This window comes from Geodermatophilus sp. URMC 63 (assembly GCF_053502565.1).
This window is the reverse complement of record NZ_CP199956.1, coordinates 5,368,453-5,393,489: the sequence shown is the minus strand read 5'-3', so window position 1 is coordinate 5,393,489 and position 25,037 is coordinate 5,368,453. Positions and strand designations below refer to the sequence as shown.

At 76.3% G+C, this 25,037-nt stretch carries 29 protein-coding genes and 1 pseudogene; 13 read left to right on the top strand and 17 right to left on the bottom strand.

Going from position 1 to position 25,037, the window contains the following annotated elements; translation table 11 throughout:
* Positions 1–6: 6 nt before the first annotated feature.
* Positions 7–513: a VOC family protein gene (locus ACWIZO_RS26120; RefSeq protein WP_448640486.1), complete on the bottom strand. Its 507-nt coding sequence runs from the start codon at positions 511–513 to the stop codon at positions 7–9.
* 102 nt (positions 514–615) lie between these two features.
* Between ACWIZO_RS26120 and ACWIZO_RS26115 the strand changes: the two genes are divergently transcribed.
* The 3 genes and pseudogenes from ACWIZO_RS26115 (at position 616) to ACWIZO_RS26105 (ending at position 2,354) form a co-directional block, all read left to right on the top strand.
* Entirely contained in the window at positions 616–1,593 is a 978-nt protein-coding gene (locus tag ACWIZO_RS26115) for an NAD-dependent epimerase/dehydratase family protein (protein ID WP_448640485.1), read from the top strand.
* A 67-nt stretch (positions 1,594–1,660) separates the two neighbouring features.
* Positions 1,661–1,957: pseudogene (locus ACWIZO_RS26110) on the top strand (MBL fold metallo-hydrolase); the annotation flags it as partial.
* Positions 1,902–2,354, top strand: coding sequence for an MBL fold metallo-hydrolase (locus tag ACWIZO_RS26105; protein ID WP_448640484.1), 453 nt, complete (start codon positions 1,902–1,904; stop codon positions 2,352–2,354). The pseudogene ACWIZO_RS26110 and the gene ACWIZO_RS26105, both read left to right, overlap by 56 nt.
* A 49-nt stretch (positions 2,355–2,403) precedes the next feature.
* On the opposite strand, the gene ACWIZO_RS26100 is transcribed toward ACWIZO_RS26105, so the two are convergent.
* The 4 genes from ACWIZO_RS26100 to ACWIZO_RS26085 form a co-directional block, all read right to left on the bottom strand.
* Complete coding sequence (locus ACWIZO_RS26100; protein ID WP_448640483.1) at positions 2,404–2,715, bottom strand: type II toxin-antitoxin system PemK/MazF family toxin; 312 nt, start codon at positions 2,713–2,715, stop codon at positions 2,404–2,406.
* Positions 2,705–2,938 carry a hypothetical protein gene (locus ACWIZO_RS26095; RefSeq protein WP_448640482.1) on the bottom strand — a complete coding sequence of 78 codons (234 nt, stop codon included), beginning with the start codon at positions 2,936–2,938 and terminating at the stop codon, positions 2,705–2,707. Before ACWIZO_RS26095 ends, ACWIZO_RS26100 begins: the two co-directional genes overlap by 11 nt.
* A gap of 85 nt (positions 2,939–3,023) precedes the next feature.
* The gene (locus tag ACWIZO_RS26090; protein WP_448640481.1) at positions 3,024–3,518 is read right to left on the bottom strand and encodes a DinB family protein; all 495 of its coding nucleotides are present in this window, start codon (positions 3,516–3,518) and stop codon (positions 3,024–3,026) included.
* 59 nt (positions 3,519–3,577) lie between these two features.
* Entirely contained in the window at positions 3,578–4,465 is an 888-nt protein-coding gene (locus tag ACWIZO_RS26085) for an arginase family protein (protein ID WP_448640480.1), read from the bottom strand.
* A 135-nt stretch (positions 4,466–4,600) separates the two neighbouring features.
* Between ACWIZO_RS26085 and ACWIZO_RS26080 the strand changes: the two genes are divergently transcribed.
* The gene (locus ACWIZO_RS26080; protein ID WP_448640479.1) at positions 4,601–4,906 is read left to right on the top strand and encodes an antibiotic biosynthesis monooxygenase; all 306 of its coding nucleotides are present in this window, start codon (positions 4,601–4,603) and stop codon (positions 4,904–4,906) included.
* Between the two features lie 95 nt (positions 4,907–5,001).
* Positions 5,002–6,219 carry an MFS transporter gene (locus ACWIZO_RS26075; RefSeq protein WP_448640478.1) on the top strand — a complete coding sequence of 406 codons (1,218 nt, stop codon included), beginning with the start codon at positions 5,002–5,004 and terminating at the stop codon, positions 6,217–6,219.
* Here ACWIZO_RS26075 and ACWIZO_RS26070 read toward each other — a convergent pair.
* Both ACWIZO_RS26070 and ACWIZO_RS26065 read right to left on the bottom strand, forming a co-directional pair.
* Positions 6,186–7,106, bottom strand: a complete 921-nt coding sequence (locus ACWIZO_RS26070) for a ketopantoate reductase family protein (RefSeq protein WP_448640477.1) — start codon at positions 7,104–7,106, stop codon at positions 6,186–6,188. The two genes, ACWIZO_RS26075 and ACWIZO_RS26070, sit on opposite strands and share 34 nt — an antisense overlap.
* Before the next feature lie 137 nt (positions 7,107–7,243).
* On the bottom strand, positions 7,244–9,103 hold the full coding sequence (locus tag ACWIZO_RS26065; protein WP_448640476.1) for an anthranilate synthase family protein: 1,860 nt from the start codon (positions 9,101–9,103) through the stop codon (positions 7,244–7,246).
* 317 nt (positions 9,104–9,420) lie between these two features.
* Between ACWIZO_RS26065 and ACWIZO_RS26060 the strand changes: the two genes are divergently transcribed.
* Both ACWIZO_RS26060 and mgrA read left to right on the top strand, forming a co-directional pair.
* Positions 9,421–11,289, top strand: a complete 1,869-nt coding sequence (locus ACWIZO_RS26060; protein WP_448640475.1) for a DUF222 domain-containing protein — start codon at positions 9,421–9,423, stop codon at positions 11,287–11,289.
* A 120-nt stretch (positions 11,290–11,409) separates the two neighbouring features.
* The gene (gene mgrA, locus ACWIZO_RS26055; protein WP_448640474.1) at positions 11,410–12,444 is read left to right on the top strand and encodes an L-glyceraldehyde 3-phosphate reductase; all 1,035 of its coding nucleotides are present in this window, start codon (positions 11,410–11,412) and stop codon (positions 12,442–12,444) included.
* Between the two features lie 42 nt (positions 12,445–12,486).
* Here mgrA and ACWIZO_RS26050 read toward each other — a convergent pair whose 3' ends face one another.
* Both ACWIZO_RS26050 and ACWIZO_RS26045 read right to left on the bottom strand, forming a co-directional pair.
* Positions 12,487–12,912 carry a hypothetical protein gene (locus ACWIZO_RS26050; protein ID WP_448640473.1) on the bottom strand — a complete coding sequence of 142 codons (426 nt, stop codon included), beginning with the start codon at positions 12,910–12,912 and terminating at the stop codon, positions 12,487–12,489.
* Positions 12,909–13,166: a hypothetical protein gene (locus ACWIZO_RS26045; protein WP_448640472.1), complete on the bottom strand. Its 258-nt coding sequence runs from the start codon at positions 13,164–13,166 to the stop codon at positions 12,909–12,911. The genes ACWIZO_RS26050 and ACWIZO_RS26045 overlap by 4 nt, the downstream gene beginning before the upstream one ends.
* A 251-nt stretch (positions 13,167–13,417) precedes the next feature.
* Between ACWIZO_RS26045 and ACWIZO_RS26040 the strand changes: the two genes are divergently transcribed.
* Positions 13,418–14,203, top strand: coding sequence for an SDR family oxidoreductase (locus ACWIZO_RS26040; protein WP_448640471.1), 786 nt, complete (start codon positions 13,418–13,420; stop codon positions 14,201–14,203).
* Here ACWIZO_RS26040 and ACWIZO_RS26035 read toward each other — a convergent pair.
* Positions 14,200–14,703 carry a MarR family winged helix-turn-helix transcriptional regulator gene (locus ACWIZO_RS26035; protein ID WP_448640470.1) on the bottom strand — a complete coding sequence of 168 codons (504 nt, stop codon included), beginning with the start codon at positions 14,701–14,703 and terminating at the stop codon, positions 14,200–14,202. The genes ACWIZO_RS26040 and ACWIZO_RS26035 overlap by 4 nt on opposite strands.
* A gap of 88 nt (positions 14,704–14,791) precedes the next feature.
* Between ACWIZO_RS26035 and ACWIZO_RS26030 the strand changes: the two genes are divergently transcribed.
* The 3 genes from ACWIZO_RS26030 to ACWIZO_RS26020 all read left to right on the top strand — a co-directional run bounded on the left by ACWIZO_RS26030 (position 14,792) and on the right by ACWIZO_RS26020 (position 17,307).
* Positions 14,792–15,466 carry a GTP cyclohydrolase II gene (locus ACWIZO_RS26030; protein WP_448640469.1) on the top strand — a complete coding sequence of 225 codons (675 nt, stop codon included), beginning with the start codon at positions 14,792–14,794 and terminating at the stop codon, positions 15,464–15,466.
* Between the two features lie 13 nt (positions 15,467–15,479).
* Positions 15,480–16,361, top strand: a complete 882-nt coding sequence (locus ACWIZO_RS26025) for a dioxygenase family protein (protein WP_448640468.1) — start codon at positions 15,480–15,482, stop codon at positions 16,359–16,361.
* 133 nt (positions 16,362–16,494) lie between these two features.
* Positions 16,495–17,307, top strand: coding sequence for a sulfite exporter TauE/SafE family protein (locus ACWIZO_RS26020; protein ID WP_448640467.1), 813 nt, complete (start codon positions 16,495–16,497; stop codon positions 17,305–17,307).
* A 13-nt stretch (positions 17,308–17,320) separates the two neighbouring features.
* On the opposite strand, the gene ACWIZO_RS26015 is transcribed toward ACWIZO_RS26020, so the two are convergent.
* From ACWIZO_RS26015 to ACWIZO_RS25990, 6 genes are all read right to left on the bottom strand, one after another.
* Complete coding sequence (locus tag ACWIZO_RS26015) at positions 17,321–18,970, bottom strand: AMP-binding protein (RefSeq protein ID WP_448640466.1); 1,650 nt, start codon at positions 18,968–18,970, stop codon at positions 17,321–17,323.
* A gap of 154 nt (positions 18,971–19,124) precedes the next feature.
* Positions 19,125–19,541, bottom strand: a complete 417-nt coding sequence (locus tag ACWIZO_RS26010) for a PaaI family thioesterase (RefSeq protein WP_448640465.1) — start codon at positions 19,539–19,541, stop codon at positions 19,125–19,127.
* Positions 19,542–19,646: 105 nt separating this feature from the next.
* A complete protein-coding gene (locus ACWIZO_RS26005; RefSeq protein ID WP_446756702.1) occupies positions 19,647–19,853 on the bottom strand; it encodes a hypothetical protein in 207 nt (68 codons plus the stop codon).
* 63 nt (positions 19,854–19,916) lie between these two features.
* Entirely contained in the window at positions 19,917–20,360 is a 444-nt protein-coding gene (locus ACWIZO_RS26000) for an arsenate reductase/protein-tyrosine-phosphatase family protein (protein WP_448640464.1), read from the bottom strand.
* Positions 20,361–20,481: 121 nt separating this feature from the next.
* Positions 20,482–22,050: a Na+/H+ antiporter gene (locus tag ACWIZO_RS25995; protein ID WP_448640463.1), complete on the bottom strand. Its 1,569-nt coding sequence runs from the start codon at positions 22,048–22,050 to the stop codon at positions 20,482–20,484.
* A 13-nt stretch (positions 22,051–22,063) separates the two neighbouring features.
* The gene (locus ACWIZO_RS25990; protein WP_448640462.1) at positions 22,064–22,321 is read right to left on the bottom strand and encodes a ubiquitin carboxyl-terminal hydrolase 14; all 258 of its coding nucleotides are present in this window, start codon (positions 22,319–22,321) and stop codon (positions 22,064–22,066) included.
* A 137-nt stretch (positions 22,322–22,458) separates the two neighbouring features.
* Between ACWIZO_RS25990 and ACWIZO_RS25985 the strand changes: the two genes are divergently transcribed.
* Positions 22,459–23,517 carry a hypothetical protein gene (locus ACWIZO_RS25985; protein WP_448640461.1) on the top strand — a complete coding sequence of 353 codons (1,059 nt, stop codon included), beginning with the start codon at positions 22,459–22,461 and terminating at the stop codon, positions 23,515–23,517.
* On the opposite strand, the gene ACWIZO_RS25980 is transcribed toward ACWIZO_RS25985, so the two are convergent.
* Positions 23,466–23,975, bottom strand: a complete 510-nt coding sequence (locus tag ACWIZO_RS25980; RefSeq protein ID WP_448640460.1) for a DinB family protein — start codon at positions 23,973–23,975, stop codon at positions 23,466–23,468. The two genes, ACWIZO_RS25985 and ACWIZO_RS25980, sit on opposite strands and share 52 nt — an antisense overlap.
* 90 nt (positions 23,976–24,065) lie before the next feature.
* Here ACWIZO_RS25980 and ACWIZO_RS25975 point away from each other — a divergent pair, with 90 nt between their 5' ends.
* The gene (locus ACWIZO_RS25975) at positions 24,066–25,028 is read left to right on the top strand and encodes a helix-turn-helix transcriptional regulator (RefSeq protein WP_448640459.1); all 963 of its coding nucleotides are present in this window, start codon (positions 24,066–24,068) and stop codon (positions 25,026–25,028) included.
* Positions 25,029–25,037 lie beyond the last annotated feature (9 nt).

Below are 25,037 nucleotides of genomic sequence, written 5' to 3'. Positions count from 1 at the left end.
CTCCGCTCAGAGCACCTGGTGGCCGTACATCTCGCCGAGCGGGTCGGCGATGAGCTCGATGCGGGCGCCGTCGGGGTCGCGGAAGTACACCGAGACGCCGCTGTGCACCTCGTGCGGGACACCGGCGTCGTCGAGCCGCCGCACCAGATCCGCCCAGCGGTCGGGCTCGACGCTGATCGCCATGTGGTGCAGGCCGCCGAGCACCTCGGCGTAGGGACCGACGTCGAGGCCGGGGAAGTCGAAGAAGGCGACGAGGTTGCCGTTGCCGATGTCGAAGAAGAAGTGCGAGGAGCCCGGGTAGTCGCGGTTCTCGATCAGCTCGGTCAGGGGGAAGCCGAGCACGTCCTGGTAGAAGCGGACGGTCCGCTCGACGTCGCCGCTGATCAGCGCGGTGTGATGCAGGCCCCGGGCGGTGGAGGGCTGCCGCTCGCCGGCCGGCCGCAGGTGCGCCGCGCGGATGCGGGCGCGCTCGGCCTCCCGCGCGGGGAGGTCGGGAGCGGGCGTGGTGGTCATCGCGGACCGTCCTCTCGCGTGGGGTGGAGCCGGTCCCCGCAGCATGCCCCGCCGGGGAGCGTGCCAGGCTGGCGCGGTGCCGACCACCGGGCGGGTGACGCCGTGAGGGTCCTGGTCACCGGCAGCTCGGGACACCTCGGCGAGGCGCTCGTGCGGGTGCTGCGCGACGCGGGTGACGACGTCGTCGGCCTCGACGCCCTGCCCTCGGCGTGGACGGACGTCGTCGCGTCGGTCACCGACCGGTCCGCCGTCCGCGCGGCGCTCGCCGGGGCCGGCGCGGTGCTGCACACCGCGACGCTGCACAAGCCGCACGTCGGCACGCATCCCCGGCAGGCGTTCGTCGACACCAACGTCACCGGCACGCTGACCGTGCTCGAGGAGGCCGCGGCCGCCGGCGTCGGCCGGGTCGTGGTCACCAGCACGACCAGCGCGTTCGGCCGGGCGTTGGTCCCGGCACCGGGCGAGCCGGCCGCCTGGGTCACCGAGGCCGTCCCGCCGCGGGTGCGCAACGTCTACGGCGCCACGAAGGTCGCCGCCGAGGACCTGTGCGAGCTCGTCGCCCGCGACACCGGCCTGCCGGTGGTGGTCCTGCGCACCTCCCGCTTCTTCCCCGAGGGCGACGACGCCGACGACGTCCGCACCGCCTACGACGACGACAACGCCAAGGTCAACGAGCTGCTGTACCGGCGCGTCGACCTCGCCGACGTCGTCTCCGCCCACCGCGCGGCCCTCGCCCGCGCACCCGGGCTCGGCTTCGGCCGCTACGTCGTCAGCGCCACCACGCCGTTCCGCCCCGAGCACCTCGCCGAGCTGCGCACCGACGCCCCGGCCGTCGTCGCCCGGCTGTTCCCCGACGCGGTGGACCTCTACGACCGGCTGGGCTGGCACTTCTTCCCCGCCATCGACCGGGTGTACGTCAACGACGCCGCCCGCGCCGATCTCGGCTGGACCCCGGCGTACGACTTCCGCACGGCCCTGGACCTGCTCGCCGAGGGGCGGCCGCCGCGCAGCGACCTGGCCCTGGCCGTCGGCGCCAAGGGCTACCACGCCGAGTCGACCGGCCCCTACACCCGGCGCTGACCACACGGGTCGTCCGCCCTCGGCGGAACGTCGCCCCGGCGCGGACGTGGTCGCCCAGCGTCCGGGCATGGACGGAACCGAGGTCGTCCCCGGCCTGCACCTGCTGCCGCTGGGCTTCGTCAACGCCTACGTGTGGCACGGGCCCGACGGCGTCACGCTGATCGACACGGGCCTGTCCGGCACCGGCCCGGCCATCGAGGCCGCGGTGGAGCAGCTGGGGCTGCACCGCTCCGACCTGCGCCGGATCGTGCTGACCCACTTCCACGACGACCACGCCGGCTCGGCCGCCGAGCTGGCGTCCCGGTCCGGTGCCCCGGTCCTCGTCGGCCGCGGGGACGCTCCGTTCGTGCGCGGTGAGCTTCCCCGGCCCACCCCCGGTCATCACCACGGCCGAGCAGGCGTTGTACGCCGTCGCCACCGCCGACGTCCGGCCCGCGCCCGCCGTCCCGGTCGCGGAGCCGGTCGACGACGGGCACGTGCTGGACGTCGCCGGCGGCGCGGTGGTGCTGGCCGTGCCCGGGCACACCCCGGGCAGCATCGCCCTGCACCTGCCGCGGCACGGGGTGGTGATCACCGGTGACACCGTCGCCGAGCACGAGGGCCGGGCGATCCTCGGTCCCTTCAACACCGACCGCGCCGGCGCCTGGGCGTCCCTGCAGCGACTCGCCTCGCTGGACGTCGAGGTCGCCTGCCCCGGCCACGGCCGACCGATCACGGGCGCAGCCGCCGCCCTGCGTCGCGCCACCGATCCCCTCGGCTGAGTGGCCCGGCTGCTGCACAGCGGTGGCCGCCGGCGTGCGGTGTGGCCGATCAGAGGCCGAGGACCAGGCGCAGGGCCGCGTCGACGCGGCGCAGCTCCTCGAACGTCAGGGAACCGGCGGAGTCGCCCAGGCGCTCCGGGTCGACCGCGGTGGTCTGCTCGGCCAGCACCAGGGTGGGGCGACCCTGGACGGACACCTCGGGGCGGAAGGTCGCCGCACGGGCCGAGGTGGAGGTCGGCGCGACCAGCCAGGTCGACAGGGGCAGCAGGTCGGACTGGACGACGACGGCGTACCGGACCCCGGCCTGCTCGTGCCCCTGCGTGCCCCGGGGCGAGCGGAGGCGGTACACCTCACCACGCACGCAGGGTCTCCATGTCCCGCAGCACCTGGACGGCCTCGGCCCGGTCGGCCTCGTCGGCGGCGAGCGCGGCGGCCTCCTCGCGCAGCCGGTCACGCGCGGCGGTCCTCGCCGCCGCGATGAGCGCGGCACGCACGGCAGCCGAGACCGGGGTGCCGTCCTGGGTCAGCACGGCCAGGGCCCGCCGGGCGTCGTCGTCGGGACGGAAGGTGATGGTCTCGGCCACGACCTCGAGTGTGTCACATATGGTAAGACACGGTGCCCGGGGCGCCCGTGCCGCGGACCGGCCCCCCAGTGCCGCCCCTGGGCGCCTACTCGCCGGTGGCGCCGTCCACGCGCTCGCGCAACAGGTCCGCATGGCCGTTGTGGCGGGCGTACTCCTCGATCACGTGGAGCAGCACGTACCGCAGCGAGTACTGCTCCCCGAGGTGTGCCCCGACCACGTCGAGCGATGCGGCGGCCGAGACGAAGGCCCGCGACCGGCCGACCTCCCGCTCCCAGCGGTCGAACGCCTGCGGCCCGGTCATCTCCTCGTCGCCGAGGCCTGCGTCGGCCGGCACCTCCCAGACGGCCGGCTCGTCGTCCGCCTGCATGACCCGCCGGAACCAGCTGCGCTCCACCTCGGTCGCGTGGCGGACGAGCCAGAGGAGGGACAGTCCCGACGGCGGCACGGCCCGGGTCCTGAGTTGCTGGTCGTCGAGGCCGTGGCACTTCCAGGCCAGAGTGGCGCGCTGACGCTCCAACACCGCGATCAGCGTGGCGCGTTCGCCGGCGGCCGTCAGGGGTGGCAGCCGGTCGTCGGTCACCCGGGCATCGTGCCTGGTCGGCCGAGGAGCGCTGCCGCTCGTGGAGGTGACGACGGCGTTCACGGCCCCGCGCCGGTGCCGGCGGCGGCGAGGTGGGCGAGCAGGTCGAGCGCCGCCCGCTGCACCCGCCCGTCGCGGTCGTGGGCCGGGTCGTAGGCGGCCAAAGTCGCCGAGAGCACGGGCAACCGCTCGGCGGCCTGCCCGACGAGCCGGAGCACGTCCGCGGCCAGCAGCCCGTCGAGGGCCGCGTACTCGTTCGCCGGGGCCACCGCGTCGGGGTCGTGCACGTCCAGGTCGACGTGCAGGTGCAGGGCATCGACCCGGGTGGCGAGGTCGTCCAGGGCCGCGGCCACGGCGTCGCCGTCCCGGGCGTCGTCCGGGGGCAGCCACCGGACGCCGGACGCGCGCAGCGCCGCCTCCTCGGCCGCGTCGAGATCGCGGGCCCCGACGAGCACCACGTGCTCCTCCGGCAGCGGCTCGAACCCCTCGACGCCGGAGGTCGCCGTCCGCCAGCACCACCCGAGGACCATGGCCAGCCCCTGGCCGTCGAGGAACCCGGTCGACGTCGTCTCCGGGGTGTTGAGGTCGCCGTGCGCGTCCAGCCACACCAGCCCGACCCGCCGGCCGGACCGGGACAGGCCGGCCAGGACGCCGAGAGTGGTGTTGCAGTTGCCGGCCAGCACCAGCGGCAGCCGGCCGCTGCCGCGTGCCTCCCGGACGGCGCCGGCCACCACCCGGTGCAGCTCGAAGGCGGTCCGTGTCTCGGCGCGCCAGGCCGACGTCGGCTCGAGCACCTGCTCGTCGACGTCGTGTCCGCGCTCCCGCAGCACAGGCGCCGCGCCGGCGCGGGCGAGTGCGAGCGGACCGGCTCCCATCCGCGCGTCCCGCACGCCCGAGTCGTAGGGCACGTACAGCAGCTGCACCGGCGGTGCGGCGGGATCGTCCACCCCGTCAACGTGCCAGACGCCGCCCATCCGTCAGCTCCGCGGCACTGCCGGAGGCGCCGCGGTCGCGCTGCCGCTCGACCGCGTGCGCGCTCGAGGTGTGAGGGTCACCCGCGGAGGCACACGGAGGAGGGACGAGTGTTCGCAGTGGTGTACCGCTGGCGCCTGCACCCGGGCGCCGAGGACCGGTTCGTCGACGGGTGGGCGCGGGTCACCCGCGCCATCCGCGCGCGGTGCGGCAGCCACGGCTCCCGCCTGCACCGCGCCGCCGACGGCACCTGGGTGGCCTACGCCCGCTGGCCCGACGCCGCGACGCGGGAGCGGTGCGAGCACGGCGACACCGAGGGCGAGCGGTTGATGGCCGGGGCCGTCGCCGAGCGGTTCGAGGCGATTCCGATGGAGATCGCCGTCGACCTGCTCGCCGAGCCGCCGTCGGGTTCCTAGGACGCGCGGCGCCACCCGGGAGACCGGACCGGTCGGGGTGCGGGGACCGGGCGGCCGTAGCGTCGGGGCGTCGCCCGGGAGCGCAGAGGAGAGCCGTGACCCCCACCTCGTCCGAGACCGACGTCCGGGTCCGGCGGGCCCGCACCGCCGTGGCCGCCGCCTTCATCGTCAACGGGTTCGCCTTCGCGTCGTGGATCTCCCGCGTCCCGGCCGCGCGCGACACGCTGGACCTGTCCGCCGCCGGGCTCGGGCTGCTCCTGCTCTGCGTGGCCGCGGGGTCGACGCTGGCGCTGCCGGCGACCGGACCGGTCGTGCACCGGACCGGCACGGCGCGCGGCGTGCTCGCCGCGGCCGCCGTCGCCACCGTGGGACTGCTGCTGCTCGCCGGGGGCCTGGGGCTGGCCTCCGTGCCGCTGGCCGGGGCCGGCCTCGCGCTGGTCGGCGTCGGGGTCGGCGGGTGGGACGTCGCCATGAACATCGAGGGCGCCGACGTCGAGCGGCGGCTGGGCCGCCCGCTCATGCCGCGGCTGCACGCCGGGTACAGCCTCGGCGCGGTCGCCGGTGCGCTGCTCGGGGCCCTCGCCGCGGCCCTGGCCTTCCCACTGCCCCTGCACCTGCTGCTCGTGGCGGCGCTCTCCCTCGGCGCGGTGGGGGTCGCCACCCGGGCGTTCCTGCCCCGCGGGACCGGGGAGGGGACCGCCCGCGAGCGGGGCTCCGGTGTCGGGCGGGCCTGGCGGGAGCCGCGCACGCTGCTGGTCGGCCTGATGACCCTGGGTTTCGCGTTCGCCGAGGGCAGCGCCAACGACTGGCTCGCCGTCGCGCTGGTGGACGGGCAGGAGGTCCGGGAGGCCGTCGCGGCGGCCGGTTTCGCCTGCTTCGTCGCCGCCATGACCGCCGTCCGGGTGCTCGGGGGCGGCGTGCTCGAGCGGTGGGGTCGCGTCCGGACGCTGCGGGTGGGCGGCGCGACCGCCGTCGCCGGGCTCCTGCTGTTCGTCACCGCGCCCGCGCTGCCGCTGGCCGTCGTCGGCGCGGTGCTGTGGGGCGCCGGCGCCGCGCTGGGCTTCCCGGTCGGCATGAGCGCCGCCGCCGACGACCCCGCGCTGGCGGCGGCGCGGGTCTCGGTGGTCAGCTCGATCGCCTACACCGCGTTCCTCGGCGGGCCGCCGCTGATCGGCGTCGTCGCGGAGGCGACCGGCGTCCTCGACGCGCTCCTCGTGGTGGTCGCCGTCCTCGTCGCGGCCCTGCTCGCGGCCGGGGCGACCCGGCCTCCGGGCGGCGCTCAGTCCGTGGTGGCGCGCAGCTCGGCGACGTAGCGGGCGGTCACCGGCACCTCGATCCCGTGCCGCTCGGCGGCGCGGACGACGGCTCCGCCGATGGCGTCGAGCTCGGTCGGCCGGCCCGCGGCGGCGTCACGCTGCATCGACGAGCGCATGCCCGCCGGGACGCCGTCAAAGAAGCCCACGACCAGGTCGGCGTCACCGGGGGCACCCTCGGCGCGGGCCACCGACGCGACCTCGCGCACGAGGGCGAGCAGGTCGTCGCGCCGGTGCTCGCGCACCTCGCCGGCGGTCGCCCGCGCCGACGTGGTGAGCAGGGCGAACGGCGCGAGGAAGGCGAGCTTGCCCCAGAGGACGGCCGCCTCGTCGTCGGTGGTCCGCACGGTCACCCCGGCCCGTTCCAGGACCCCGGCCAGCCGGTCCACCCGCTCCGCGGCCCCCTCCGGCGCCGCGAGGTCGATGGTCACGAACGGGCTGTCGTGGCACACGACGCCGGGTTCGGTGCGGGTGCTCTCGACCCGGATCGCGGCGGGGACGACGGTGGCGTCCGGATAGCGCCGCCGCAGCCCGGCGACGTGCTCCACGCCGTTGAGCAGCGGGACGAGCAGCGCATCGCCCAGGACGTCGGCCGGCACCCGCGCGAGGGCCGCGTCCAGCTGCGTCGCCTTGACGCAGACCAGGCAGACGTCGACCGGCGTGGAGAGCCGCTCGGCGGCGTCCACGTGCACGGTGACGACGCCGAGCAGCCGGCTGTCCACCCGCAGCCCGGAGGTGCGCAGGACCTCGACGGTGCCGGCCCCGGCCAGGCAGGTCACGCTCGCCCCGGCCTGCGTCAGCAGCGCCGCGAGCAGCCCGCCGACCCCTCCGGGGCCGAGCACCGCCACGCGCAGTCCGGACGGGTCCCGGGCCGGTTCGCCGCTCATGGCCGGTCATGCAAGCAGAGCCGCGGACCGGCGTCACCGCTCCTCCGCGCGGCGTCCCGGCACCTCCCGAACCGAGCCACCGGGGTCTCGCAGCGGATTCGGACGACGTCGTCCTCGTCGGCCTGCAGTCCCCGGGCTCACCGGCCCGCTGCCGGGCGCCCGGCCAGCAGTGCTCCGGTAAGGTCGGCGAGCAGGTCCAGGCCGTCGGGGGAGAGCAGCGACTCCAGGTGGAACTGCACCGAGGCGAAGGCGGGTCCGCGCAGCGCGTGCACCTCACCGGTGTCGTGGTCGACGGCCGCCTCCACCCCCTCGGGCAGGTCGCCGGGGGCGGCGGTGAAGGTGTTGTACGAGCCGACCCGGGCGGTGGTGCCGAAGAGCTCCACCCGCCGCTGCGTGCCCTGGTGCGGGCGGGGGAGCGCCACCAGCGGCAGGCCCAGCAGGCCGGCGAGGACCTGGTGGCTCAGGCAGACGGCGAGCAGCGGCCGCCCGGTGGTGAGCCGGCGCCCCACCAGGTCGCGCAACGCGGTGATCCGCGCGTCCGGCTGCCGCGGGTCACCCGGGCCCGGACCGGCGACGAGCAGATCGTGGCCGTCGGGGTCGGGGTCGGCGTCCCACGCGACGACGTCGGTGCGCAGGCCCAGGCGGCGCAGCTGGGTGGCCAGCATCGCCGTCCACGCGTCCTCGGCGTCGACCACCAGGGCGCTGCGGCCGCTCAGCGCGGGCAGCGCCCGGTCGGCCTGCGGCTCGAGCCAGAACGGGGCCAGCGACCGGTTGCGCTCGGCGAGGGCGGCACGGACGGCGGGGCGGTCGGCCAGCCGGGCCGCCGGGGGCGGCGCGGGGTGCCCGTCGAGGGCCCGCAGGACGGCGGCCACCTTCGCGTGGGTCTCGGCGACCTCGTGCTCGGGCACCGAGTCGCGCACCAGCGTGGCGCCGACCGGGACGCGGATGCCGCCGTCGGGGTCGAGGTGGGCGGTGCGGATGAGGATCGGCGCGTCGAGGGTCTGCCGGCCGTCGTCGTCGTGCCCGAGCAGCGCCAGCACGCCGGAGTAGTAACCGCGCGGCGTCGCCTCGTGCCGCCGGATGACCCGGGCGGCGTTGCGCACCGGTGAGCCGGTGACCGTCGGCGCGAACAGCGTCTCCCGCAGGACGTCGCGCACGTCGAGGTCGCTGCGCCCCTGCAGCAGGTACTCGGTGTGGGTGAGGGCGCTCATCTGCTTCAGGCGCGGGCCGAGCACCCGGCCGCCGTCGGGACAGACGGCGCTCATCATCTTGAGCTCCTCGTCGACCACCATGAACAGCTCCTCGGTCTCCTTGAGGTCGCGGAGGAACGCCAGCAGGCCCTGCTCGTCGGGCCCGGTCACCGGGTGCCGGTAGGTGCCGCTGATCGGGTTCATCAGTACCTCGCCGCCCCGGCTGCTGACGTGCCGCTCGGGGGTGGCGCCGACCAGCGTGGCGTCGCCGGCGTGCACGGCGAAGGTCCAGTACGCACCCGGCTCGCTCTGCAGGAGACGGCGCAGCAGCCGCAGTGCGGCCCAGGGCGCCGGCGTGGTGGTGCGGGCGCGGTGGTCGCGGCGGACGACGAAGTCGGCGCCCTCGCCCCGGCCGATCTCGTCGCGGACGACGGCGGCCACGGTGGCGGCGTAGGCGGCGTCGTCGACGTCGAAGCCGAGGTGCTCGACGTCGACCGGCTCGTCGGGGAGGAGGTCGAGCACCTGCTGCCGGGTGAGCACCTCGCGGTCGCGGACGACCAGGCAGCGCAGTGGGGCGCCGTCGTCGTGGCAGACGAAGCCGCGCTCGACCACCTGGCGGTAGGGGACGAGGGCGAGCACCTGGTCGTCGTCGGGGACGTCCGCGAGCGTGGGGACGTCGACCAGGTCGCCGACCAGGACCTCGACACCGGGGCCGCCGTCCGTGGCGGGGCCGTCCTCCCTGCGGAGGACGGCGAACGGCGGTGGGGTGGGGTCAGCGACGAGGCGGGCGAGCAGGGAGTCGGGCATCGGGTCCTCCGGGTGGGGAGGCCGTCGACCGGGCCGGTCCTGCACGCAGCAGCGGCCGCCTCGATCGAGGCGGCCGCGGATGGGTGGGGCAGGTGCAGAGGCGGGCGCCTAGGAGGCGCGCCACCACGACTGCAGAGCTGCGGACACGCACTACACGGTAGGCGACCGCCGCCGTCGGGCGCCAGTGACATCCCCGCGACGGCGGCGTCCACCAGGGGCGGACGTCGTCGGTCGATGCCGTCCGCTCGCCCAGGGCCGAACCGCCGTACACGCCTGTGAGCTGCGGTTCTGTCGTCCCCCGGTCGTGGGTTCGCCTCATGACAGCGGTCGAGGAGTGCGAGCCGGCGGTTGCCGGTGGGCTGCTCGACCTGCTGCTGGTACAGGGTCCCGAGCTGCGGCGGTTGCCGGTGGGGTCGCTGTCGCGGGAGCAGAAGGCCGCCGAGCTGGCGCGGTTGCAGGCGGTCAAGGCGATGACGGCTGCCTACGAGGCAGAGCTGGTGCTCGGGCTGGCCGATGACAGCCCTGATGAGCTCGATCCCGCTCCTGGGACACCAGGGGCGCGGCGGGGGTCGTGGGCGCCGGATCCCGAGCTACCGGGGGTGAGTGAGTTCTTCACCGCCGAGCTGGCGATGATCCTCAATTGCGGCCGCGGCACCGCCACCCACCTGGCGCACCGGGCCTGGACCTACCGCACGTCGCTGCCGGGCACGTGGGCGGCGCTGGCCGCCGGCAGCCTGGACGAGGCGCGGGCCAGGGTCCTCGTCGACGTGCTCGAACACACCGACCCCGCGATCGCCCGCGCCGTGGAGGCGCAGCTGCTGGCCGAGGCGGCCGCGCTGACCACCGGCAGGCTGCGCAAGCGCGCCGTGGCGGCGCTGCTGGCCGTGGACGCCGACGCGGTCGACGAGCGCCGCCGCGACGCCGAGCGGCACGCCGATGTGCGCGTCCACCCCTCCCCGCAGGCCGGCATGAGCACGCTGGCCACCGTGCTGCCCGCGTCGGTGGCGGCGGCCTGCTACGACCTGGTCGACCAGCTCGCGGTGCTCTCCAAGCAGGATGGCGACGAGCGGCCGATCGGGCAGCTCCGCGCGGCCGTGCTCGCCGACCTGATCACACGCCCCTGGGACACCGCCCGGGCGCCGGTGACCGCGCACCTGCACCTCTCCGCCACCCTGGCCTCCCTCGCCGGCCGGTCGACCGAACCGGGCGAGGTGAACAGGCTGCCGATCACCGCCGGCCGGCTTCGGGATGTCCTCGCCCAGTGGGACGGCCTGGGGCTGCGGACTCCGGCGGGTGGGTCGGTGACCGTGGCGCGGACCGACACCGACGGCGCTCTACGGGCCACCGCCGGGCTCGACGCGCTGCGGCGCCTGGTGCGCCGCGGCTGCCCCGCGCACCCGCAGGCGGAATGCGGGTGTGCGGTGCTCGACCGGCCCGCGCAGACCTCCGGCTACACGCCCTCGACCGCACAGCAGACGTTCGTGCGCACCCGCGACCGCACCTGCCGCTTCCCCACCTGCGGCCAACGCGTGGGCTGGGCCGACGCCGACCACGTCGTCCCGCACGCCGACGGCGGGCCCACCGACTGCGCCAACCAGTGCTGCCTGTGCCGCAGCCACCACCGGCTCGAGACCTTCGCCCCCGGCTGGCGCTTCCACATGAGCGCCGACGGCGTACTGACGGCGACCACCCGTCCGGGGTCACCCGCACCACCCGACCACCCGGGATGCCGCCACCGCCACCGGCTCCCGACCCGCCGCCCACCGACACCGACCCGCGCGACGACCCAGTGCCACGGCCGGCCGACCCGGACGACGACCCACCGCCCTTCTGACCCGGAGCACGGGCGCCGGCTCCCGGGCGGATCGGGCGACGGCGTGAGCTGGTGCCTGTGCACCGCACCCGCCGAGGAGCACCCTGGTCCGATGACCGCTCCCCACTACGCAGGGCTGCGCGAGCGAGCTGCCAAGGGTGACCGCGACGCCGTCGACGAGCTCGTCGAGCTGGCCGGTGAGCGAGGCGACCTGGCCGAGCTGCGGCGGCTGTCCGACCTCGGCTGGACGACGGCGACCGACCAGCTCGTCGAGCTCGCCGGCGAGCTCGGTGACGTCGCCGAGCTGCGCCGGCTCGCCGAGGAGGGCTACCGCGACGCCGCCGACCTGCTGCGCGAGTACACCGCCGAGTGACCTGCACACCGCGCCCGATCCGCCACGCGACGGCGCCCGCGGCGGTGGGGTCCGCCACGGGCGCCGGTGAGGTGTCCGCGCCGCGTTCCGGCCGGGCGCCCGGCGGGCAGGAGTGGGGTCATGACCTACTCCGCCGCCGACGCGCGCTACGAGACGATGACCTACCGCCGCACCGGCCGCAGCGGCCTGGACCTGCCGGTCATCAGCCTCGGGCTGTGGCACAACTTCGGTGACGACGTCCCGCTCGAGCGGCAGCGCGCCGTCCTGCGGCGCGCCTTCGACCTGGGCATCACCCACTTCGACCTGGCCAACAACTACGGCCCGCCCTACGGCAGCGCCGAGACCAACTTCGGCCGCCACCTGCGCGACGACTTCGCGCCCTACCGCGACGAGCTGGTCCTCTCCACCAAGGCCGGCTGGGACATGTGGCCCGGCCCCTACGGCCAGGGCGGCGGTTCGCGGAAGTACGTGCTCGCCAGCCTCGACCAGTCGCTGCGCCGCATGAGCCTGGACCACGTCGACGTCTTCTACTCCCACCGGCCCGACCCCACGACGCCGCTCGAGGAGACGATGAGCGCGCTGGACACCGCCGTCCGCTCCGGGCGGGCGCTCTATGCCGGCATCTCGTCCTACTCGCCGGCGGCGACGGCGGAGGCGGCGCGGATCCTCGCCGACCTGGGCACGCCGCTGCTCATCCACCAGCCGAGCTACTCGATGCTCAACCGCTGGATCGAGACCGACGGCCTGCTCGACACCCTCGCCGACGTCGGCGCCGGCTGCATCGCCTTCTCCCCGCTCGCCCAGGGGATGCTCACCGACAAGTACCTGGGCGGCATCCCCGAGGGCTCGCGCGCCAGCCAGGGGAAGTCGCTGTCGACCGACCTGCTCTCCGGCGAGGCGCTCGAGCACGTCCGGGCGCTCAACGACCTCGCCCAGGAGCGCGGGCAGTCCCTCGCCCAGATGGCGCTGGCCTGGGCGCTGCGCGACGAGCGGGTGACCAGCGTGCTCATCGGCGCGAGCAGCGTGACCCAGCTCGAGCAGAACGTCGCCGCCCTCGACCGGCTGGACTTCTCCGCCGACGAGCTCGCCCGCATCGACCAGCACGCCGTCGACGCCGGCGTCGACCTGTGGCGCGGCGCCCGCACGGCCGCCTGAGCCGATGCCGGACCGGGCGCGCGTGCGCACCCGGTCCGGGACTCAGCGGCGGAGCCGGCGGAGCAGGACGAGCAGCACCAGCGCCGCTGCCGCCAGCGCGGGGACCGGCCCGCTGCTGCGCAGCGCTCCCGCCGGGTGCACGCGGGCGTGGCGTGAACCGAGCAGGCCCGATCCGGCCGCGGAGTCGACCGCCGCCCCGAGGGACAGCACCCGCCCGGCAGGCCCGTCGAGCCGCGCGGTCAGACCGTGCCCGGCGAGCGTGTCGGCCACCCGGGCCAGGTCGGCGCGACCCGGTGAGCCCTGGGTCGCCGCTCCGCCGGCCACGCGGACCGCGGCGAACAGCCGCCGGACGTCCGCGGAGGTCACGGCGATCTCCGACCCCGACGCCCGGACCCGTACGGGGACACCGTCGACCTCGACGCGCAGGTCGGCGGTGACGTCGAGGGTGCGGTCGTCCCCCGGCGTCATCCCCGGCTGGCGTTCTCGGCGGTGGTGATGCGCAGGGTCCCGTTGAGCTTCCACGTCGCCCGCGGCGCCTCGGGACCGGTCTCGCGCGGCACCTCGACGGTCATGTCCACGAACTCGTAGTTGATCGCCGCACCCTTGCCGGTCAGGTAGGACCACATCTCCTTGCCGAGGTCGGCGAAGCTGGTCGTGTCGTGCGACTTGATGTCGCGCTGACCGGTGGCGGCGTCGCGGGTCGTCATCTGGGGCGTGGTCATGGGTTCTCCCTGGGCTGGAAGCTGCTGGTCGACGGCCCCTACCCATGCCCCGACGACGGCACACGACGCACGAGGACCGTCGTCGTGCCGGGACGGTCGGGTGGGAGTGGTCGACGACGCGCGTGTCCCGGGTACTGGTCGGGCTCGGCCGCACCAGCCGGGTGCAGCCCGCCGTCCCCGTCCCGCTCGTCCGCCCACTCCCGTACCCGAGCCACGGCCCGGTCCCGGGCCCGCCCGAGGAGGTCCCCGACATGCAGTTGACCGACGCCGTCACCGTCGTCACCGGAGCGGGCAGCGGCATCGGTGCCGCGCTCGCCCGCCGCTTCGCCGCGGAGGGCGCCGCGGCCGTCGTGGTCAGCGACCGCGACGGTGCCGCCGTCGAGCGGGTGGCCGAGGAGGTCGGCGGGACGGCGGACACCACCGACGTCACCGACGAGGCCGCCGTCGCCGCGCTGGTCGAGCGGACGCTGGCCGCGCACGGGCGCATCGACCTGTTCTGCTCCAACGCGGGGGTGTTCACCGGCGGGGGCCTGGAGGTCGACACCGCCGTCTGGCAGCAGGTCTTCGCCGTCAACGTGCTCTCCCACGTGTACGCGGCGCGGGCGGTGCTGCCGTCGATGCTCGAGCGCGGCAGCGGCCACCTGCTCAACGTCGCCTCCGCGGCTGGTCTGCTCACCACGCCCGGCGACGCCCCGTACACGGTGACCAAGCACGGCGCCGTCGCGCTGGCCGAGTGGCTGGCGGTGACCTACGGCGACCGCGGCATCGGCGTCAGCGTCGTCTGCCCGCTCGGGGTGGCCACCCCGCTGTTGCTCGACCCGCTGGAGCAGGGCCGCTCGGCGGCGTCGATCGTCGCCGCGTCGGGGTCGGTGATCACGCCGGAGGACGTCGCGCAGGCGGTGGTCGAGGGGCTGGCCGAGGACCGCTTCCTCGTCCTGCCGCACCCCGAGGTCGGCACCTACTGGGCGCAGAAGGCCGCCGACCCGCAGCGGTGGCTGGCCGGCGTCCGCCGGCTGGTGCAGAAGAGCTCCGGCTAGCGGCCGGCCGCCTGCTCGCGGCTGTCCAGCGCGCCGGTCACCCGCCCGTCGGGGTCGAGGCGGTGCAGCAGTGCCTCGGCGATGCCGGCGAGCTGGCCGACCTGCTCGGGGGTGAGCGCGTCGATCACGTGCTCCCGCACGGTGGTCACGTGGCCCGGTGCCGTCTCGCGGACCTTCGCCCACCCGGCCGGGGTGAGGTGCGCGTTGGTGGCCCGGCCGTCCTCCGGGCACGGTGCCCGCTCGACCAGCCCGCGGTCCTCCAGCCGGCGGACGACGTGCGACAGCCGGGGGAGCGTGGCGTTGGTGCGGGCGGCGAGGTCGGTCATGCGGAGCACCCGCCCGGGCGCCTCGGAGAGCATCGCCAGCACGTGGTAGTCGAAGTGGGTCAGCTGCGCGTCGCGCCGCAGCTGGCCGTCCAGGACGCCGGGCAGCAGCTCGACGACGGCGACCAGCCGCACCCACGCCGCTCGCTCCGCCTCGTCCAGCCACCGGGGTTCCACGCCGACATCGTCCCACCCAGCTACTTGTACCTTCAACCTCTTCGCGCTAGGGTCATCGCTTGTAGGTACAACTGATCCGGAGGTCCCGATGACCCTCACGCTCGGCGCCGACCTGGTGTCCCCGGTCCCGTCGGCGGTGCGCACCCGGGTCACGGTCCCGCTGCGCTTCCCCGACGGCTATGCCACGACCGCGGAGGTGTTCACCTTCACCGGCCTGGCCGACGACAGGGAGCACCTGGCGCTGGGGCTGGGGAACTGGCGGGCCGCCGTCGACCGTGCCGCCGTCGGTGGCCCGGCGCCGCTGGTCCGCCCGCACAGCGAGTGCCTCACCGGGGACGTGTTCGGCTCCGAGCGCTGCGACTGCGGGCCGCAGCTGCGCGAGGCGGCCGAGCGGATCACCGAGGCCGGCGGGGTCCTGCTGTACCTGCGGCAGGAGGGCCGCGGCATCGGCCTGTACGCCAAGCTCGACGCCTACGCCCTGCAGGACGCCGGCCTGGACACCTATGAGGCCAACCTGGCCCTGGGCCGGGGCGAGGACGAGCGGGACTACACCGCCGCCGCGCAGATGCTGCACGCCCTCGGCGCCGACCGGGTCCGGCTGCTGTCGAACAACCCCGACAAGGCGGTCCAGCTCGAGCTGCAGGGCGTCGCCGTGACCGAGCGCGTGGCCACCGGCGTCCACCTGTCCGCGGCCAACGCCCGCTACCTGACCGTCAAGCGCGACCACACCGCGCACACCCTCGACCTGCCGCTCGCCGGCTGACCCGGGAGACCCCGTGCACCCCACCGCCGCCGCCGACGCCCTGATCGACCCCCGGCACCCCTTCGCGGCGCACCTGCGGCACGTCGCCGGCCTCGACCCGCACCGGCCCTGGACGCCGGACGACGGCCCGCTGCCGGCGCTCTACCTCAGCCACGGCGCCCCGCCGCTGTTCGAGGACGCGCCGTGGATGCGGCAGCTGTCGGAGTGGGCGCGGTCCCTGCCGCGGCCGCGCGCCGTGCTCATCGTCAGCGCGCACTGGGAGTCGGACTCCCTCGGCGTCACCAGCACCGTCCCCACCGGGCTCGTCTACGACTTCGGCGGGTTCGACCCGATGTACGCGCGCATGCGCTACGACACCCCTGAGGCGACGGCCCTCGCCCAGCAGCTGCGCGCGGTGCTGCCGGAGACCGCGCACGTGCACGAGCACCGCGGCCGGGGCCTGGACCACGGGGCGTGGGTGCCGCTGAAGGTCATGTACCCGGAGGCCGACGTCCCGGTGCTGCAGCTGAGCCTGCCCACCCACGACACCGCCACGCTGCTGGCGCTGGGGGAGCGGCTGCGGCCGCTGCGCGAGCAGGGCGTGCTGGTGGTCGGGTCGGGGTTCATGACCCACGGCCTGCCGTACCTCACCCGCGAGATGCTCGGCGGCGCCGTGCCCGGCTGGTCGGCGGACTTCGACGCCTGGGCCGCCGACGCGCTCGACCGCGGCGACGTCGAGGAGCTGTCGCGGTTCCGGCTGCGCGCGCCCGGGCTGCGCTACGCCCACCCCACCGTGGAGCACTTCACGCCGCTGTTCGTCACCCTCGGCGCGGCGACCGACCCGAGTGCCGGCGTCACCACCGCGATCGACGGCTTCTTCATCGGCCTGGCCAAGCGCTCGGTCCAGGTCGCCTGAGGGGCGCGGGGCTCCCGCGACAGCCCGACCCCGCCCGCCCGTCGCCGGACCCGCTGGGGGAGGCTCGGTCCCCGGGCGAGCGGAGGAGGACGGGGAGCGTGCGGGGACGGCGGCGTGCGGGGACGCGGACCAGGTGAGCGACCTGGTCCTCCCCGACGGGCTGACGCCGTCGGTGCTCGTCCTCGTGCTCCTCGCGGCCCTGACCGCCGGCTGGGTCGACGCCGTCGTCGGCGGTGGCGGGCTCGTCCAGCTGCCCGCGCTGCTGCTGGTCCCGGGGCTGGCTCCGGTGCAGGCGCTGGCGACCAACAAGCTGGCGTCGGTGTTCGGCACCACGACCAGCGCGGTCACCTACCAGCGGCGGGTGCACCCCGACCTGCGCACGGCGCTGCCCATGGCCGCGGTCGCGCTGGTGGCGTCCTCCGGCGGCGCGTCGGTGGCGGCGCTGCTGCCGGCCGCGGTGTTCGAGCCGGTCATCGTCGTCGCGCTGGTGGGCATCGCGCTGTTCACCGCGCTCCGGCCGGCGCTCGGCCAGGTCACCGTGCTGCGCCACAGCGGGCGCCGGCACCACGGCACCGCGCTCGCCGTCGGCGCGGCCGTCGGCTGCTACGACGGCGTCCTGGGCCCAGGCACCGGGTCCTTCCTCGTCTTCGCCCTCGTCGCGCTGCTCGGCTACGACTTCCTGTCCGCCAGCGCCAAGGCCAAGATCGTCAACGTCGCCACCAACCTGGGGGCCCTGCTGGTCTTCGTGCCGCACGGGTCGGTCGTCTGGGGCCTGGGCCTGGCGATGGCCGCGGCGAACACCCTCGGCGGCTACCTCGGCTCGCGCACCGCGACCACCCGCGGCACCGGCTTCGTCCGCGCGGTCTTCCTCGTGGTGGTCACCGCGCTGATCGCCCGGGTCGGCTGGGACGTCTGGACGGAGAACCTGCGGCCGCTGCTGGGCTGACCGCCCGGGCCGGTCAGGTGCCGCGCAGCTCCCGCCGGAGGATCTTGCCGGTGACCGTCTTGGGCAGCTCGTCGACCAGCTCCACGCTGCGCGGGTACTTGTAGGCGGCCATCCGCTCCTTGCAGTGCGCGATGAGCTCCTCCGGCGTCGCGCTCGCGCCCGGCTTGAGGCTGACGAACGCCTTGACCGTCTCCCCGCGCTTCTCGTCGGGGACGCCGACGACGGCCGACTCCCGGACGGCGGGGTGCTCGGCGAGCACGTCCTCGACCTCGCGTGGCCACACCTTGTAGCCCGAGGCGTTGATCATGTCCTTCTTGCGGTCGACGATGAACACCCAGCCCTGCGGGTCCATGAACCCGACGTCGCCGCTCTTCAGCGCCCCGCCGGGCAGGTTGGCCGCCGTCTCCTCGGGCTTGCCCCAGTAGCCGGCCACCACCTGCGGGCCGTCGGCGACGATCTCGCCCACCTCGCCCAGCGGCAGGTCCTCGCCGTCGTCGCCCTGGATGCGGACGATCGTGTTGGGCGCGGGCACCCCGACCGACAGGGCGCCCGAGGTGGGGTCCACCGGCGACGGCGAGCCGAACGGGGTGACCGTCATGGGCGAGGTGGTCTCGGTGAGGCCGTAGGCGTTGTGCACCTGCTTGCCGGTGGCCTCGCGGAAGGCGCGCTCGGCGGTCGGGGAGATCGCCGCCCCGCCGGAGTAGACCGAGGTGAACGAGTCGAAGTGCTCCTTGCTGAACCCCGGGGCGTTGAGCAGCGCGCTGAACGCGGTGATCGCGCCGATGGTGAACGCCGGCCGGTGCTCGAGGAAGGCGTCGAGCACCACCTGCGGCTCGAAGCGGTAGGCCAGGACCAGGGGCGCCGGCACGAGCATGCTCACCGCGACGTGCCCGATCAGGCCGGTGATGTGGAACAGCGGGGCGATCCCGAAGATCGCGCCGTCGCGCCCGGCGTGCACCCAGTCCCGGTAGACCTGCGCGGTGAAGACGACGTTGCGGTGGGTGTTCATCGCGCCCTTGGGCACGCCGGTCGTCCCCGAGGTGTAGGTGAGGAACGCGACGTCGTCGGGCCCGAACGTCACCGGGGGCGGGGTCTGCCCGCGGTGCCGTCCGATGAACTCCAGCAGGTCGGTGGTGCCCTCGTGCCGCTGCCGGGTGACGCCGGCGAACAGGCGCTCGTCGTCGCGGGTCTGCAGGTCCAGGCCGCTGGTGGTGAGCACCAGGCGCACGTCGGTGTCCGGCACGACGTCGCGGGCGACCTCGGCGTAGAGCGTGTCCAGGCACAGCAGCACGGTCGCGCCGGAGTCGGCGAGCAGGTAGGAGAGCTCCCGCGTCCGGCTCATGGGGTTGATCGACACCATGACCCCGCCGGCCTTCCAGGTCGCCACCATCGCGATGACGAACTGCGGCACGTTCTGCAGGTAGACCGCCAGCCGGTCACCGGGGGAGAACCCCTCGGCCAGCAGGCCGGCCGCCAGCCCGTCGGTGAGCTCGTCGAGCTCGCGCCGGGTCAGCGTGCCGTCGAAGTACTGCAGGGCCACGCCGTCGGGGTCGGCGGCGACGCCGGCCCGGTACATGGCCAGCGCGTCGTCGAACTCGATCGCGTAGTCGGCCGGCTGGTCGCCGTAGCGGGCCAGCCAGGGGCGCTCGTCGTAGACGCTCACGGCCGCCCTCCCCGCGGGCGGGCGGTCACGGTCGAGAGGGAACGGCTCACCGGGCACCTCCGGGACGACGGCGGCGGGCGCCACCGACCCTGCCCCGCCGCGGTCCCGGGCACAAGCGGGCCGCACCCGCCCCGGCGTTCCCGTGGCGCGGTGCTCAGCCGGCGGGGACGACGCTCTTGGTGACCTGCCCGGAGGCGACGACGACGCCGTCGACCGTGGCCTCCGACCGCAGGAAGGCCACCGCCCGGCCGCGGCGCAGGACCGAGCCGGTGACGTCGACCCGCGCGCCGGCGCGGACCGGGCGCAGCAGCGACACCGACAGGTCGTGGGTGACGGCGTGCTCGGCGTCCCCGAGCGCGGGCAGCAGCGCGAGGAAGCCCGCGACGTCGAGCAGCGTGTAGACGACGCCGCCGTGCAGGAGCGCGGCCTGGTTCTGCGCCGCCTCGTCGACGGGGAACCAGATGCCCGCCGACGGGTCGGCCGGGTCGCGCAGCCGGACGCCGAGGAAGCGGTGCAGGGGGATGTCGAGCACGGCCTGCACGCGGGCGGCGACGACGTCGGGGGACGGCACGGGCAGGACCTCTCGTCGGGGGAGACGGGAGCCTCGCACGCCGGTCGCCCCGGGCCGCCGGCCGGCTCGTCCGCCTGCCGGTCGTCCTCGCGCCCGGCGGCCGGGTCAGGGTCGGATGCGCTTGCGCATGCCCAGGGCCGCGGTGAGCAGGAAGAGCCCGAGGCCGACGACGGTGAGCCAGAACAGGCCCTTCACGACCCAGCCGACGACGGTCACGACCAGCCAGACGACCAGCAGCAGGCCGAGCAGGCGCAGCAGCACGGGGACCTCCGGGACGCCGGCGGGACGGGTGCGGCCAGCGTAGGGCCGCACGGGCCGGGACGGGGTGCGCCGGCGCGGCACCCCGGCGGATCGGGCGGCGGGCCCGGCAGCCGGTCAGGCGGTGAGCTCGGCGAGCAGCCCGTGCACCCGGCGGTCGAGCTCGTCGCGCACCGGGCGGACGCCGGCCACGTCCCGGCCGGCGGGGTCCTCGACCGGCCAGTCGAGGTAGCGCGTGCCGGGCAGCACCGGGCACGGCTGGGCCGGGCCGAGGACGACCACGACGTCGGAGACGTGCACGGCGTCGGCGGTCAGCGGCTTGGGGAACCGGGCGGTCAGGTCGACCCCGACCTCGGCCATCGCCGCGACCGCGGCCGGGTCGACCCGGGCGGCCGGCGCCGACCCGGCCGACAGGGCGCGCACCCGGCCGCCGGCGCGGCTGGCCAGCAGCGCGGCGGCCATCTGCGAGGTCGCGGCGTCGCGGGCGCCGATGAACAGGACCGTCGGGGGTCCGACCGGCCTGGGGACCGCGCTGGGCTGGGCGGCGGGGGAGGGGACCACGGCTGCCTCCGGGAGGGGTCGGCGGTGCCGGCGCGGCGGGACGTCGTCCGGCCGGGGGACCACGCCGTCTCCCGCGCCCACCGTGCCACCCCCGCCGCGCGGGCGCGAGTTCCTCCCGTGGTCACTCCCGCAGCAGCGTGACCTCCTCCAGGTCCAGCTCGTGCTGCACCCGGCGGAACACCTCGTCGTCGATGCGCCGCTGGTCGCGGTGGCGGACGAACACCTCCCGCTCGGCCTCGAGCATCGCCCGGCGCAGCCGCCGGTAGCGGGCACTGGGCGTCTCACCGCCGTTGGGCACCGGCCCGCCGAGCCGCTCCCACGCCGCGTTGGTGCGGGCCTCGACGCGCTGCCGCAGCTCGGTGACCGCGCGTGCGTGCAGCGGGTCGCCGTCGTCGAGCTCGTCGAGGCGGGCGGCGGCGGCCCGGGCGGCGTCGGACTGCGCCTGCGCCTCGGCCAGCGCGTCGGCGGAGTCCTCCGAGGACTGCACGCCCAGCCGGCGGATCACCGCCGGCAGCGTCAGCCCGTGCAGCAGCAGCGTGCCGACCGTGACGACGAACGCCAGGTAGACCACCTCGGCGCGGCCCGGGAAGGGGTGGTGGGACGTCGTCAGCGGGATGGCGGCCGCGGCGGCGAGCGAGACCACCCCGCGCATCCCGGCCCACGAGACGACGGCGGCGTGCCGCCACGACGGCGGCGACCAGCCCGGCCGGCGGCGCGCGACGGGACGCAGGTAGGCGGTCGGGAAGACGAAGGCGACCCGGGCGAGGAACGCGACGACGACCAGCGCCAGCCCGACGGCGGTCAGCAGGACCACGGCCGACCCGACGCCCTCCAGGACGGCGGGCAGCTGCAGGCCGATCAGCGCGAAGACCATGGCCTCGAGCACCGTGTCGGCGGCCTTCCAGACCGCGCGGTCCTGCAGCCGGGCGACCGGGTCGGCCTGCGGCGAGCGGTGGCCGAGGTAGAGCCCGGCCAGCACCACGGCGAGCACCCCCGAGGCGTGCACCTCCTCGGCGACGACGAACCCGACGAAGGGCACCAGCAGCCCGAGCGCGCTCTCCAGCACGCCGTCGCCGAGCGCCAGCCGCACCCGGTGCACCAGCCAGCCGAGCCCCCAGCCGATGGCCGCGCCGCCGACCGCGGCCAGCACGAAGACGCCGAGCCCCTCCACGATGCCGTAGCCGGCGCCGGCGGCCAGCGCGACGGCGACCCGGTAGAGCGTCAGCGCCGTGGCGTCGTTCACCAGGCTCTCACCGCCGAGGATCGTCATCACCCGGCGCGGCAGGCCGAGCTGCCGGCCGACGGCGGTGGCCGCGACCGCGTCCGGCGGGGCGACGACGGCGCCGAGCACGAGCGCCGGGGCCAGTGGCAGCCCCGGCACCAGCCACCACGCCGCCAGCCCGACGGCCAGCGTGGTGAACAGCACCGCGCCCACCGCGAGCATGCCGATCGCGCGCAGGTTGGCCCGCAGCCGCAGGTAGGAGCTGTCCAGCGCCGCCGAGTACAGCAGCGGCGGCAGGACGAGCGTCAGGATCAGCTCCGGGTCCAGCGCGTAGTCCGGCACGCCGGGCACGTAGGCCAGGGCCAGGCCGACCACCACGAGGGCCAGCGGGGGCGAGACCCCGGCCCGCCGGGCCAGCACGGTCACCGCGAAGGAGCCGGCCAGCAGACCGACGACCGACAGCTCCATCAACCGAGCGTCCTCACACGAGGGCCTGGTCGGGATAGCACCAGCGCCAGTCCTCGCCCGGCTCGAAGGACCGGATGATCGGGTGGCCGCTGCCCTCGGCGTGGGCGGTGGCGTGCCGGTTGGGGGAGGAGTCGCAGCACGCGACGTGGCCGCACGTCAGGCACTCCCGCAGGTGCACCCAGCCCGAGCCGATCGCCAGGCAGTCGCTGCAGCCCTCCGTCGAGTCCGGGGGCACGTCCCGGATCTGGTCCAGGTGTCCGCACGTCGTCATCCCGCCACCCCTCTCGTGTCGTCGCGGCGAGTCGACCACCCGCACGACGACGGCGGCAACGCCGTCGCGTGCCCGGTGTCTTCCCCGCCGTCGTGGCAGGGTCGGCGGGCGACGTCCGGACCGCCCGGGGAGGTGCCGTGGACCTCGACGAGGTCGCCGACGAGCTCTACGGGCTGCCGCCCGGCGAGTTCGTGGCCGCCCGTACCGAGGCCGTCCGCCGGGCGCGGGGCACCGGCGACCGCGCGCTCGCCGGGGAGATCGGCGCCCTGGGTCGGCCCTCGACCGCCGCGTGGGCGTGCAACGCGCTGGTGCGCGAGCTGCCCGCGGAGATCACCGGGCTGGTCGAGCTCGGCGACCTGCTCCGCGAGGCGCAGGCGAGCCTGGCCGGCGACCAGCTGCGGGCGCTGGGCACCCAGCGCTCCCGGCTGCTCGCGGCGCTGACCCGCCAGGCCCGGGTGCTCGCGGCGCGGCTGGGCCACCCGCTCAGCGACGCCGTCGCCGGCCAGGTGGAGGAGACGCTGCGGGCCGCGCTGGCCGACCCCGGCGCCGGCGAGGCGCTGCTGGCCGGCCGGCTCACCGGCCCGCTCTCCTACCAGGGGATGGGCCTGGGGGCCCGGCCGGACCTGCGGGTGGTGCCCTCGCCGCGGCCGGCCCGTGCGGCACCCGCGACCGGGGCGCCCGCCGGCCGCCGGCGGGCCGAGGCGGAGCGGCGGGCCGAGGTCGAGCGTCAGGCCGAGGCGGAGCGTCAGGCCGAGGCGGAGCGTCAGGCCGAGGCGGAGCGTCAGGCCGCGGCGGAGCGGCGGGCCGAGGTCGAGCGGCGCCGGCGCGAGCTCGAGGACGCCCGGGAGGAGGCGCGCGCGGCCGCGGCGGCCGCCGAGGAGGCGGCCGGCGGCGCGCGCGGCGCACGACCGGGCCGCCCGCGCCGCCGCGCGGCAGGAGCAGCTTCGCGCCCGTGCGGAGGAGCTGGCCGCCGAGCTGGCCCGCGTCCGCGAGGAGGGAACCGCCGCGGAGGGCGACGCCGGCCGGGCGCGGCGGCGGGCCGCCGCGGCCGACCGCGTGGCGGAGCGGGCCGCCGGGGAGGGCGAGCGCGCCGCAGCCCGGGTCGAGGAGCTCGAGCGGGCGCTGCGGGAGGGGTAGGCGATGGTCAGCCCATCGTCTTCTGGCCGTCGAGCGACTCGCGCAGGATGTCGGCGTGACCGGCGTGCTGGGCGGTCTCGGCCACGACGTGGAGGAACACCCGGCGCGCCGAGCGGGTGGCGCCGGGGGTGAACCACGGGGCCTCGGGCAGCGGGTGGCTGGAGTCGAGGTCGACGGTGCGGACGAGCTCGTCGGTGCGCGCGGCGACCTCGTCGTAGGAGGCGAGCACCGACTCCAGCGTCTCGCCCGGCTGCAGGACCCACTCCTGCGCCCACTCCTCCGGCGACTGCTGCATCGCCGCGGCGCCGCGCACGACGAAGTCGGCCCAGCTCGCCTCGGTGGAGGCCACGTGCTTGACGATGCCGGCCAGGGTCAGCTGGCTGGCGGTGGTCCGCCGGGTGGCCTGCTCGGTGGTCAGTCCCCGCACGGTGAAGCGCAGGAAGGCGCGGTGGGCGGCGAGCGTCTCGAGCAGGTCGGCGCGCTCGGCGGTCAGGGCGGGGGCGGTCAGAGCGGTCACGGGGTCCTCCGGGTCTCGTCGGGCTGGACAGCACCATGCTCCCGGACATTGCGGCCAGATCCTGTCCGCTGTGTAGCTCATGATGGCGGGGTGACCGATCCCGGGGCCCGCACGCTGCGCCTGCTGTCCCTCCTGCAGGCGCGCCGGTACTGGCCCGGCCCCGACCTCGCCGACCGGCTCGGCGTCTCGGCGCGCACCCTGCGCCGCGACGTCGACCGGCTGCGCGGGCTCGGCTACCCCGTGGCGGCCTCGCGCGGGGTGGACGGCGGCTACGCGCTGGCGCCCGGGGCCGCGCTGCCGCCCTTGGTGCTCGACGACGACGAGGCCGTGGCGCTGGCCGTGGGACTGCAGGCGGCCGCGGCCGGCCCGGTCGCGGGGATGGCGGAGACGTCGGTGCGGGCGCTGGCCAAGCTGGTGCAGGTCATGCCGACCCGGCTGCGGCGGCAGGTCGAGGCGCTGCGCACGATGACCGTCCCCGGCGGCTGGGGCCCGACGTCGGAGGGCGACGCCGTCGACCCCGCCGTCCTCACCGCCGTCGCGCTGGCCTGCCGCGACACCGAGCGGACCGTGTTCGGCTACACCCCGCCCGGCCGGGAGCGCGGCGAGCGCTCGGTCGAGCCGCACCGGCTGGTCGCGCTCGGCCGCCGCTGGTACCTGGTCGGCTGGGACCTCGACCGCGGCGACTGGCGGGTGTTCCGGCTCGACCGGCTCGACGGCCCGCGCGGCACGGGCGCCGTCTTCGGCCCGCGCCGGTTCCCCGCCGAGGACGCCGCGGCCTACGTGCGCGAGCGGATCGGCAGCGCGTGGAGCCGGTACGTCGTCGAGGCCATCATGGCCGCACCGGCCGGGCCCGTGCGCGGGCGGATCGGCCGCTGGGCCACGGTGACCGACGACGAGGGCGGCTGCCGCGTGCGGATCGAGGCCGAGGACCTCGACTGGGCGGCGCTGGCGCTGGGGGTCACCGGCGCGCCGTTCCGGGTGCTCGGCCCGCCGGAGGTGAAGGCCCACCTGCGCGACCTCGCCGCCCGGTGCGCCGCCGCAGCAGCGGACTGAGCGGCCGGC

Coding starts and splice junctions, on each gene's coding strand:
- ACWIZO_RS26030 (WP_448640469.1), top strand. CDS start 14,792: ATGACCCTCACGCTCGGCGCCGACCTGGTGTCCCCGGTCCCGTCGGCG.
- ACWIZO_RS26120 (WP_448640486.1), bottom strand. CDS start 513: ATGACCACCACGCCCGCTCCCGACCTCCCCGCGCGGGAGGCCGAGCGC.
- ACWIZO_RS26060 (WP_448640475.1), top strand. CDS start 9,421: ATGACAGCGGTCGAGGAGTGCGAGCCGGCGGTTGCCGGTGGGCTGCTC.
- ACWIZO_RS26045 (WP_448640472.1), bottom strand. CDS start 13,166: ATGACCACGCCCCAGATGACGACCCGCGACGCCGCCACCGGTCAGCGC.
- ACWIZO_RS25990 (WP_448640462.1), bottom strand. CDS start 22,321: ATGACGACGTGCGGACACCTGGACCAGATCCGGGACGTGCCCCCGGAC.
- ACWIZO_RS25995 (WP_448640463.1), bottom strand. CDS start 22,050: ATGGAGCTGTCGGTCGTCGGTCTGCTGGCCGGCTCCTTCGCGGTGACC.
- ACWIZO_RS26050 (WP_448640473.1), bottom strand. CDS start 12,912: ATGACGCCGGGGGACGACCGCACCCTCGACGTCACCGCCGACCTGCGC.
- ACWIZO_RS26070 (WP_448640477.1), bottom strand. CDS start 7,106: ATGAGCGGCGAACCGGCCCGGGACCCGTCCGGACTGCGCGTGGCGGTG.
- mgrA (WP_448640474.1), top strand. CDS start 11,410: ATGACCTACTCCGCCGCCGACGCGCGCTACGAGACGATGACCTACCGC.
- ACWIZO_RS26065 (WP_448640476.1), bottom strand. CDS start 9,103: ATGCCCGACTCCCTGCTCGCCCGCCTCGTCGCTGACCCCACCCCACCG.
- ACWIZO_RS26040 (WP_448640471.1), top strand. CDS start 13,418: ATGCAGTTGACCGACGCCGTCACCGTCGTCACCGGAGCGGGCAGCGGC.